Source organism: Streptomyces javensis (assembly GCF_039525925.1).
GTDB classification, from domain to species: domain Bacteria; phylum Actinomycetota; class Actinomycetes; order Streptomycetales; family Streptomycetaceae; genus Streptomyces; species Streptomyces asiaticus.
In genome coordinates, this window is sequence record NZ_BAAAIF010000056.1 from 61,072 (window position 1) to 70,513 (window position 9,442).

Annotated in this window: 5 protein-coding genes and 1 pseudogene; all 6 read left to right on the forward strand. The window is 71.6% G+C overall.

The genetic code is table 11. The features are described 5' to 3' along the window. Positions 1-47: 47 nt before the first annotated feature. Entirely contained in the window at positions 48-2,192 is a 2,145-nt protein-coding gene (gene mrdA, locus ABD329_RS35150; protein WP_198275452.1) for a penicillin-binding protein 2, read from the forward strand. After that, positions 2,189-3,391, forward strand: a complete 1,203-nt coding sequence (rodA, locus tag ABD329_RS35155) for a rod shape-determining protein RodA (RefSeq protein WP_198275453.1) — start codon at positions 2,189-2,191, stop codon at positions 3,389-3,391. Before mrdA ends, rodA begins: the two co-directional genes overlap by 4 nt. 63 nt (positions 3,392-3,454) lie before the next feature. Further along, entirely contained in the window at positions 3,455-5,083 is a 1,629-nt protein-coding gene (locus ABD329_RS35160) for a CYTH and CHAD domain-containing protein (protein WP_198275454.1), read from the forward strand. Positions 5,084-5,215: 132 nt separating this feature from the next. Then, positions 5,216-7,138, forward strand: a complete 1,923-nt coding sequence (locus tag ABD329_RS35165) for a TIGR03960 family B12-binding radical SAM protein (protein WP_198275455.1) — start codon at positions 5,216-5,218, stop codon at positions 7,136-7,138. A gap of 284 nt (positions 7,139-7,422) precedes the next feature. After that, positions 7,423-8,199 (forward strand): TIGR03936 family radical SAM-associated protein, encoded by a 777-nt coding sequence (locus tag ABD329_RS35170; RefSeq protein WP_198275459.1) that lies wholly within the window; start codon positions 7,423-7,425, stop codon positions 8,197-8,199. A gap of 288 nt (positions 8,200-8,487) precedes the next feature. Continuing rightward, positions 8,488-9,442, forward strand: a pseudogene (locus tag ABD329_RS35175) (ribonuclease E/G); the annotation flags it as partial.

A 9,442-nucleotide genomic window follows, 5' to 3' on the forward strand; every position in this document is an offset into this window, starting at 1 on the left:
GTCGCCCGCCGCCCGCCCGTCGCCCGCCACCGCCCTCAGGGGACGCCATGAGTAATATTCCCGAGACCGGGCGGACCTCCCGGGTCACCATCAGGCTCGTCGGCCTCCAGATCCTGGTCTTCTCGCTGCTGCTGACCCTCGGCGGACGCCTGTGGTACCTCCAGATCCGCAACGGTGACGAGTACACCGCCGAAGCCGCCAACAACCACGTCCAGCAGGTCGTCCACCCCGCCGTGCGCGGTTCCATACTGGACGCCCGCGGGGTGCCGCTGGCCGACAACGAGACCCGTCTGGTGGTCTCCGCCAGCCGCACCGAGCTGATGAAGATGCCGGACGACGGCAAGGCCGTCCTCACCCGCCTCGCCGACGTCCTGGGCATGAAGCCCAAGGACGTCCTGGACAAGGTCCGGCTGTGCGATGCCAAGACCCCGCAGCCCTGCTGGAACGGCTCCCCGTACCAGCCCATCCCGATCACCGACGAGGCCAGCGCCAAGCAGGCGCTCCAGATCCGCGAGCGCGAAGAGGACTTCCCCGGTATCAGCGCCGAGCCCACCGCCGTGCGCCGCTACGCCGCGCCCGCCGGCTCCAACGCCGCCCAGGTGCTCGGCTATCTCTCCCCGGTCACCGACGAGCAGGTGAAGGAGGCCGAGCACACCAAGTCGCCCCTGCTCCGCTCCGACCAGGTCGGCAGCAACGGCCTCGAGCGCCAGTACGACAGCGAGCTGCGCGGCAAGGCGGGGGTCACCCGCTACGAGGTCGACAACCTCGGCCGGGTCATCGGCCAGCGGGAGAGCCAGCGGGCCCGCCCCGGCGCCAACGTCGTCACCAGCATCGACTCCCGGGTCCAGGCCGTCGCGGAGAAGGAGCTGGACCAGGCGATGCGGGACGCCCGCAAGCAGCACGACCGCAACACCGGCACCAACTACAAGGCGGACTCCGGCGCGGTCGTGGTCATGGAGGCCAAGACCGGCCGGGTGGTGGCCATGGCGTCCAACCCGACGTACGACCCCAACGCCTGGGTCGGCGGCATCTCCGGCAAGGACTACAAGCAGCTCACCGGCAAGAAGTCCAACTACCCGCTGCTCAACCGGGCGATCCAGGGCCAGGCGGCCCCCGGCTCGATCTTCAAGGTCATCCCGACGACCGCCGCGGTCAACGCGGGCTACGACTTCAACGGCCCCTACGCCTGCACCAGCTCGTTCAACATCGGCAGCCAGGTCTTCAAGAACTTCGAGTCCGAGAACTACGGCGGGATCAGCCTCGGCCGCGCGCTGGAGGTCTCCTGCGACACCGTCTTCTACCGGATCGCCTACGACGAGTGGAAGAAGGACGGCGGCAACAAGCCGAAGAAGAAGCCGGGGGACTGGTTCTACCGGACCGCCCACCAGTTCGGCCTCGGTAAGGAGACCGGCATCGACCTCCCCAACGAGGTCACCGGCCGGGTCCCGGACCGCCAGTGGAAGAAGGACTACTGGAAGGCCAACAAGGACGCCTGGTGCAAGACCGGCAAGAAGGACGGCTCCTACGGTCAGCGGATCGCCTACGAGAACTGCCTCGAGGGCATGAAGATGCGCGCCGGTGACTCCGTGAACTACTCCATCGGCCAGGGCGACACCCTCGTCACCCCGATCCAGATGGCCACCATCTACGCGGCCATCAGCAACGGCGGCACGCTCCACGACCCGTCCGTCGGCAAGGCGATCGTCAGCCCCGACGGCAAGGACATCCAGGAGATCAAGCCGAAGGCGCACGGCAAGCTGCCGATGAAGGGCCAGACCCGCGAGAAGATCGACAGCGCGCTCGCGGGCGTCGCCACCCGGGGCACCGCCGCCTGGCGGTTCCAGGGCTGGCCGCAGAGCAAGATCCCGATGCACGCCAAGACCGGTACCGCGGAGGTCTACGGCAAGCAGACCACCTCGTGGTTCGCCACGTACACCAAGGACTACACGGTCGTCATGACGATCTCCCAGGGTGGTACCGGCTCCGGCGCCTCCGGCCCCGCCGTGCGCAAGATCTACAACGCGCTGTACGGGGTGGACGCCAAGGGCGGCATCGACAAGAAGAAGGCGCTGCTGCCCCAGCCGCAGGCCGAACTGCCGAAGATCTCGTCGGACGGCTCCATCGAGGCCCAGCCGCTCGGCAAGCAGTTCGAGGCGGCCGCGCGGGAGCGGCGGCGGGGAGCTGATTCATGAGCGCGTCCACGCATGGGTACTCCGTACGCCGCTTCACCCCGGAGCGCGGCGCCTGGAGCAAGCTCATGGCGCGCGACTCGATCGTCCGCCGCCTCGACTGGGTGCTGCTGCTCACCGCGCTGGCCCTGTCCGCGATCGGCGGGGCGCTCGTCTACTCCGCCACCCGCAACCGCACCGAGCTCAACCAGGGCGACCCGTACTACTTCCTGGTCCGGCACGCCCTCAACACCGGCATCGGGCTGCTGCTCGCCATCGGCACCATCTGGCTGGGCCATCGCACCCTGCGGGGCGCGGTCCCGGTCCTCTACGGGCTGTCCGTCATCCTCGTCCTCGCCGTGCTCACCCCGCTGGGCTCGACGATCAACGGCGCCCACGCGTGGATCGTGGTCGGCGGCGGATTCTCCCTCCAGCCGGGTGAGTTCGCCAAGATCACGATCATCCTGGGGATGGCGATGCTGCTGGCCGCACGCGTGGACGCGGGCGACCGGCTCAACCCCGACCACCGCACCGTCGTCCAGGCGCTCGGCCTGGCCGGGCTGCCCATCGCGATCGTGCTGCTGATGCCGGACCTCGGCTCGGTGATGGTCATGGCGATGATCGTGCTCGCCGTGCTGCTCTCCTCCGGCGCGTCCAACCGCTGGATCGCGGGGCTCATCCTCACGGCCGTGGTGGGTGCGCTGCTCGTCTGGCAGCTGCACGTCCTCGACCAGTACCAGATCGACCGCTTCGCCGCCTTCGCCAACCCCGCGCTCGACCCGGCCGGGGTCGGCTACAACACCAACCAGGCGCGCATCGCGATCGGCTCGGGCGGGCTCACCGGTAAGGGGCTCTTCCACGGCACCCAGACCACCGGTCAGTTCGTCCCCGAGCAGCAGACCGACTTCGTCTTCACGGTCGCGGGGGAGGAGCTCGGCTTCCTCGGCGCGGGCCTGATCATCCTGCTGCTGGGGGTCGTGCTGTGGCGCGCCTGCCGCATCGCGCGCGACACCACGGAGCTGTACGGGACCGTCGTCGCGGCCGGGATCATCGCCTGGTTCGCCTTCCAGTCGTTCGAGAACATCGGGATGACGCTGGGCATCATGCCGGTGGCCGGTCTGCCGCTGCCGTTCGTCTCCTACGGCGGATCCTCGATGTTCGCCGTATGGATCGCGATCGGACTGCTCCAGTCCATCCGGGTGCAGAGGCCCGTCTCCGCATAGGGTCCGCCGGGCGTCACGTCTCCGCTTGGGGCTGATAAGCCCGAGTTTGGGTACGTGACTCACATGGTGGACACGAAGCAGGAGATAGAACGGAAGTACGAGGCCACCGCCGAGGAAGCCGGTCCGGCCGGGCGACCCGACCTGCCGGGCCTGCCCGAACTGACCGGAGCGGGGCCGGTCGCGACCGTGGTGAGCAGGGGAGTCGCCACCCTGGACGCCACCTACTACGACACCCCCGGGCGGCGGCTGCTGGCCGACGGCATCACCTTGCGCCGCCGCACCGGCGGCGACGACGAGGGCTGGCATCTGAAGCTGCCCGTCGGCCCGGACACCCGGGAGGAGCTGCGGGCGCCGCTCGGTGACGAGGTGCCCGCCGAGATGGCCACGCTGCTGCGCTCGCGGGTCCGCCACGAGCCGCTGCGCCCGCTCGCCCATCTGCACACCGAGCGGGACCGCAAGGATCTGGTGGACGCCGACGGCACCGTGCTCGCCGAGGTGTCCGTCGACCGTGTGACGGCCCGGCGGCTGGCGCCCGGGGAGAGCGAGCCGGCCCGGTGGACCGAGGTCGAGGTCGAGCTCGCCGAGGGCCGCGGCCACGACCAGCGGCTGCTCGACGCGGTCGAGGTGCGGCTGCGCGACGGCGGTCTGCACCGCGCCGACACCCCCTCCAAGCTCGCCAAGGCCCTGGCCGAGACGGAGCGGGCCGCGGGCGCGGTCGAGAGCGGTGGAGGCGGGCCCGCCAAGCCCGGCAAGCCCGCGAAGACCGCCCGTCAGGTCGCACAGGCCGCGTCGGAGCCCCGGCGGCCGCTCGGCGCCGACGACGTCGTCCTGGACTACATACGCCGTCAGATCGACGCCCTGGTGCGGCTCGACCCGGCCGTGCGCGGGGATGTGCCGGACGCGGTGCACCGGATGCGGGTCGCCACCCGCCGGCTGCGCAGCGCGTTCCGCTCCTACCGCAAGGTCCTGGACCGTTCGGTGACCGATCCGATCGGCGACGAGCTGAAGTGGCTGGCCGGTGAGCTCGGCGTGGAACGCGACCGCGAGGTGCTCACCGAGCGGCTCCAAGGCCGTCTCGCCGAGCTGCCGGAGGAGCTCCGGCGCGGCCCGGTGCGCGAACGGCTGCACCACTGGTCGCACGGGCGGCGCGACGGCGCCCGCGCCACCGTCCTGGGCGCCCTGGACAGCGAGCGCTATCTGACGCTCCTGGACACCCTCGACGCCCTGGTGGCCGATCCGCCGCTGCGCCGCGACGCCACGAAGCCGGCCGCGCCGGTGGTCGCCAAGGCCGTGCTGCGCGACTACGAGCGGCTGGCGGGACGTATGGCCACCGCACTCGAGACGCCCCCGGGGCCGGACCGCGACATCGCCATCCACCAGGCCCGTAAGGCCGCCAAGCGCGTGCGCTACGCCGCCGAGACGGCACGGCCCGCGCTCGGCAAGTCCGCCAAGCGGTTCGCCCGGCGCATGCGGGCCGTGCAGGACGTGCTCGGCGACCACCAGGACAGCGTCGTGGCCCGCGAGGCGCTGCGGCAGCTGGCCACCCAGGCCCATGTGGCGGGGGAGAGCGACTTCACCTTCGGGCTGCTGTACGGCAGGGAGGAGGAGCGGGCGGCCGCCCGCGAGCGCGAGCTGCCGGACCTGTGGGCCGAGACCTCGCGCAAGAAGCACCGGGCGGACCTGGAGAGCTGACCGGGGACCTGGGGAGCTGACCGGGGGCCTGGAGATCTGATCCGGGGACCTGGAGATCTGATCCGGGGCGAGGGCGCCCGGCGGGGCAGGTACGCTTGAGGGTCACCCCTGTCAGCTTCACGAAAGTCCGCGATGTCTGTCGAGTCGGTCTTCCCACAGCTCGAGGCCCTGCTGCCGCATGTGCAGAAGCCCATCCAGTACGTAGGCGGTGAGCTCAATTCCACCGTCAAGGACTGGGACTCCTGCGACGTCCGCTGGTCGCTCATGTACCCGGACGCCTACGAGGTCGGGCTTCCCAACCAGGGCGTCATGATCCTCTACGAGGTGCTCAACGAACGCGAGGGCGTGCTCGCCGAGCGCACCTACAGCGTGTGGCCCGACCTCGAGGAGCTGATGCGCGAGCACAAGGTGCCGCAGTTCACCGTGGATTCGCACCGCCCGGTCTCCGCGTTCGACTTCCTCGGCGTCTCCTTCTCCACCGAGCTGGGGTACACCAACCTGCTCACCACGCTGGACCTCGCCGGCATCCCCCTGGACGCCGTGGACCGCACCGAGGACCACCCCGTGGTGGTCGCGGGCGGCCACGCCGCGTTCAACCCCGAGCCGATCGCCGACTTCATCGACTGCGCGGTGATCGGCGACGGTGAGCAGGCCGTGCTCGACATGACCGGGATCATCCGCGACTGGAAGGCCGAGGGCCGTGCGGGCGGCCGCGATGAGCTGCTCTTCCGGCTCGCCCGCACCGGCAGCGTCTACGTCCCGAAGTTCTACGACGTGGAGTACCTGCCCGACGGGCGGATCTCGCGCGTGGTGCCGAACCGCTCGGGCGTGCCGTGGCGGGTGTCCAAGCACACCGTCATGGACCTCGACGAGTGGCCCTACCCCAAGCAGCCGCTGGTGCCGCTGGCCGAGACCGTCCATGAGCGGATGTCGGTGGAGATCTTCCGCGGCTGCACCCGGGGCTGCCGCTTCTGCCAGGCGGGCATGATCACCCGCCCGGTGCGCGAGCGGTCGATCACCGGGATCGGCGAGATGGTCGACAAGGGGCTGAAGGCCACCGGCTTCGAGGAGGTCGGCCTGCTGTCGCTGTCCTCCGCCGACCACACCGAGATCGGCGACATCGCCAAGGGTCTCGCCGACCGGTACGAGGAGGACAAGATCGGCCTGTCCCTCCCGTCGACCCGGGTGGACGCCTTCAACATCGACCTCGCCAACGAGCTGACCCGCAACGGGCGCCGCTCGGGTCTCACCTTCGCCCCCGAGGGCGGCAGTGAGCGCATCCGCAAGGTCATCAACAAGATGGTCTCGGAAGAGGACCTCATCCGTACGGTGGCCACCGCGTACGGCAACGGCTGGCGGCAGGTGAAGCTGTACTTCATGTGCGGTCTGCCCACCGAGACCGACGACGACGTGCTCCAGATCGCCGACATGGCCACCAGGGTCATCGCCAAGGGCCGTGAGGTGTCCGGCAAGAACGACATCCGCTGCACGGTCTCCATCGGCGGTTTCGTCCCCAAGCCGCACACCCCCTTCCAGTGGGCCCCGCAGCTGAGCGCCGAGGAGACCGACGCCCGGCTGGAGAAGCTGCGCGAGAAGATCCGCGGCGACAAGAAGTACGGCCGCTCGATCGGCTTCCGCTACCACGACGGCAAGCCCGGCATCGTCGAGGGCCTGCTCTCGCGCGGCGACCGCCGGGTGGGCGCGGTCATCCGCGCCGTCTACGAGGACGGCGGCCGGTTCGACGGCTGGCGCGAGCACTTCAGCTACGACCGGTGGATGGAGTGCGCCGAGCGGACCCTGCCCGACTTCGGCCTCGACGTCGACTGGTACACCACCCGCGAGCGCACCTACGAGGAGGTCCTGCCCTGGGACCACCTCGACTCGGGCCTCGACAAGGACTGGCTGTGGGAGGACTGGCAGGACTCCCTCGACGAGACCGAGGTGGACGACTGCCGCTGGACCCCCTGCTTCGACTGTGGCGTCTGCCCGCAGATGCAGACCGAGATCCAGATCGGCCCCACCGGGCGGAAGCTGCTGCCGCTGTCGGTGAAGTAGCCGCACGGCGGTGAAATAGCCGTATGGCGGGGAAGTAGCCGTATGGCGGTGACGTAGCCGACGGGCGGGGACGTAGCCGACCGGTGGCGACGTAGCTGGTCGGACGGCGGCATAGCCGTCCGGCGGTGTCCGGCGGCCCGCCGTCACCGGGCCGCCCCCGGCGCCCACAAAGTAGGCTGGAAGACATCAGGGCCCCCGTGGCCCTGGTGTTCGACCGCAAGGAAGTACAAGGAGACAGTCCCCTGGGCAAGCGACAGCCCGAAGGCCCGCCGCCCGCACCCGCGGTGCAGCGCATCCGTTTGCGTTACACCAAGCGCGGCCGCCTCCGGTTCACCAGCCACCGCGACTTCCAGCGCGCCTTCGAGCGGGCGCTGCGCCGCGCCGAGGTGCCGATGGCGTACTCGGCGGGCTTCAGCCCGCATCCCAAGGTGTCCTACGCCAATGCCGCACCCACCGGCACTGGCAGCGAGGCGGAGTACCTGGAGATCCAGCTGGCCGAGGCGCGCGACCCCGAGCAGCTGCGGGCGGTCCTCGACGAGTCGCTGCCCACGGGTCTCGATGTGATCGAATCCGTGGAGGCCCGCACCTCGGGGCTCGCCGACCGGCTTCAGGCGTCCGTATGGGAGATCCGGCTCGACCAGGTCGCCCCGGCGGACGCCGAGCGGGCCGTCGTGGCCTTCCTGGAGGCCGACACGGTCGAGGTGGAACGCCGGACGAAAAACGGGTTGCGAACCTTCGACGCCCGTGCCGCCGTGGCCCGGCTGGAGACGCTTCCGGCTCGGGCCGATAGGCCCGGCGACGGTGGCTGTGCGATACTGCGGCTGGTGGTACGGCATCTGACACCTGCCGTGCGACCCGACGACGTCCTGTCCGGTCTCCGCGCTACGGCCGACCTGGCGCCGCCGGTCCCCGCAGCGGTGACCAGGCTGGCGCAGGGGCTGCTCGATGAGGAGTCCGGCACGGTGACCGACCCGCTCGCGCCCGATCGCGAGGCAGCTGAGGCCGCTCCATCCACGGCCGCCGAGCTGACCGCCGCGATGGCGCCGGAAGGTCCCGCGTAGGGCCGCCGTCGATGCGCCGCCGATGCACTTGGGAGCCACCCGGGTCCGGCTGGCGCACTGACCAGAAGACTTTCGCCGGTCCCGGCAGATCCGGTCCCGGCGAGCGAGACGACAGCTCCCGTGCGGCGCCCGCGCCCCGGACGGCGGCACCCGCGCACAGTGCGCGGGTGGCCGGCCGGAAGCAGGCGCGGCGCCCGGGAGCGTGACGGGAGAAACGCCCGCATGCTCGAACCTATTGAGCCGACCCAACCTGTCCAGCCCCTGGGGTCATCCGCGCCGCGTGCCGCGGTGCCCGGGGAATCCATCGAGAACACGCCCAGCGACACGCTGCCGCCGCGCCGCCGCCGCGCGGCCTCCCGCCCGGCCGGTCCGCCGCCCGGCGCGGTGAGCGAGGCCGAGGTCACCACGCCCTCGGTACCGGCCATAGCCGGTGAGCAGACCGGTGCCGTCGTCGCCGCCGAGGCCGCTTCCGAGCCCGTAGCCGCCGGTGCCGTCATGGCCGCCGCGAGTGGGTCCGTATCCGGATCCGACACCGAATCCGCCGCTCCGCCCGCCCGTACGCGGCGCCGGGTCGCCCGTAAGGCGACCGCCCCGGCGGGTTCGCCGGAGGCCGCGGAGACCGTGGTCCCGGCCGACGCCGGGCGTGAGGGGACCGAGGCCGCCGCCGAGCCTGTCGCGGAGCCCGTGGTGGAGGCCGCCGCCGATGCCGCTCCGCCCGCCCGTACGCGGCGCCGTGCCACCCGTAAGGTGACCGCTCCGGCCGGTGCGCCGGCGGAGGCGGCGGCCGCGGAGGTCGTGGCGCCGAAGGAGCCGGCGGAGACCGAGGAGTCCGCGGCGGCTGCGGAGGCCGAGACCGTGCCCCCGGCCCCCGCCCGTACGCGCCGTCGTGCGACCCGTAAGGCCACCGCTCCCGAGGGCGCGCCGCAGGCGGAGGCCGCCGACGCGGACGCGTCGTCTGCGGCGGCCGCTGGTGGCAGTGGTGACGAGGCCACGGCCCCAGCCGCAGTCGCAGCCGACGCCCCGGCCGAGGCCGACGAGGCCCCGCGTGCCCGTACGCGCCGCCGTGCGGCCCGTAAGGTGACCGCTCCGGCCGGTGCGCCGGCGGAGGCGGCGGCCGCGGAGGTCGTGGCGCCGAAGGAGCCGGCAGAGACCGAGGAGTCCGCGGCGGCTGCGGAGGCCGAGACCGTGCCCCCGGCCCCCGCCCGTACGCGCCGTCGTGCGACCCGTAAGGCCACCGCTCCCG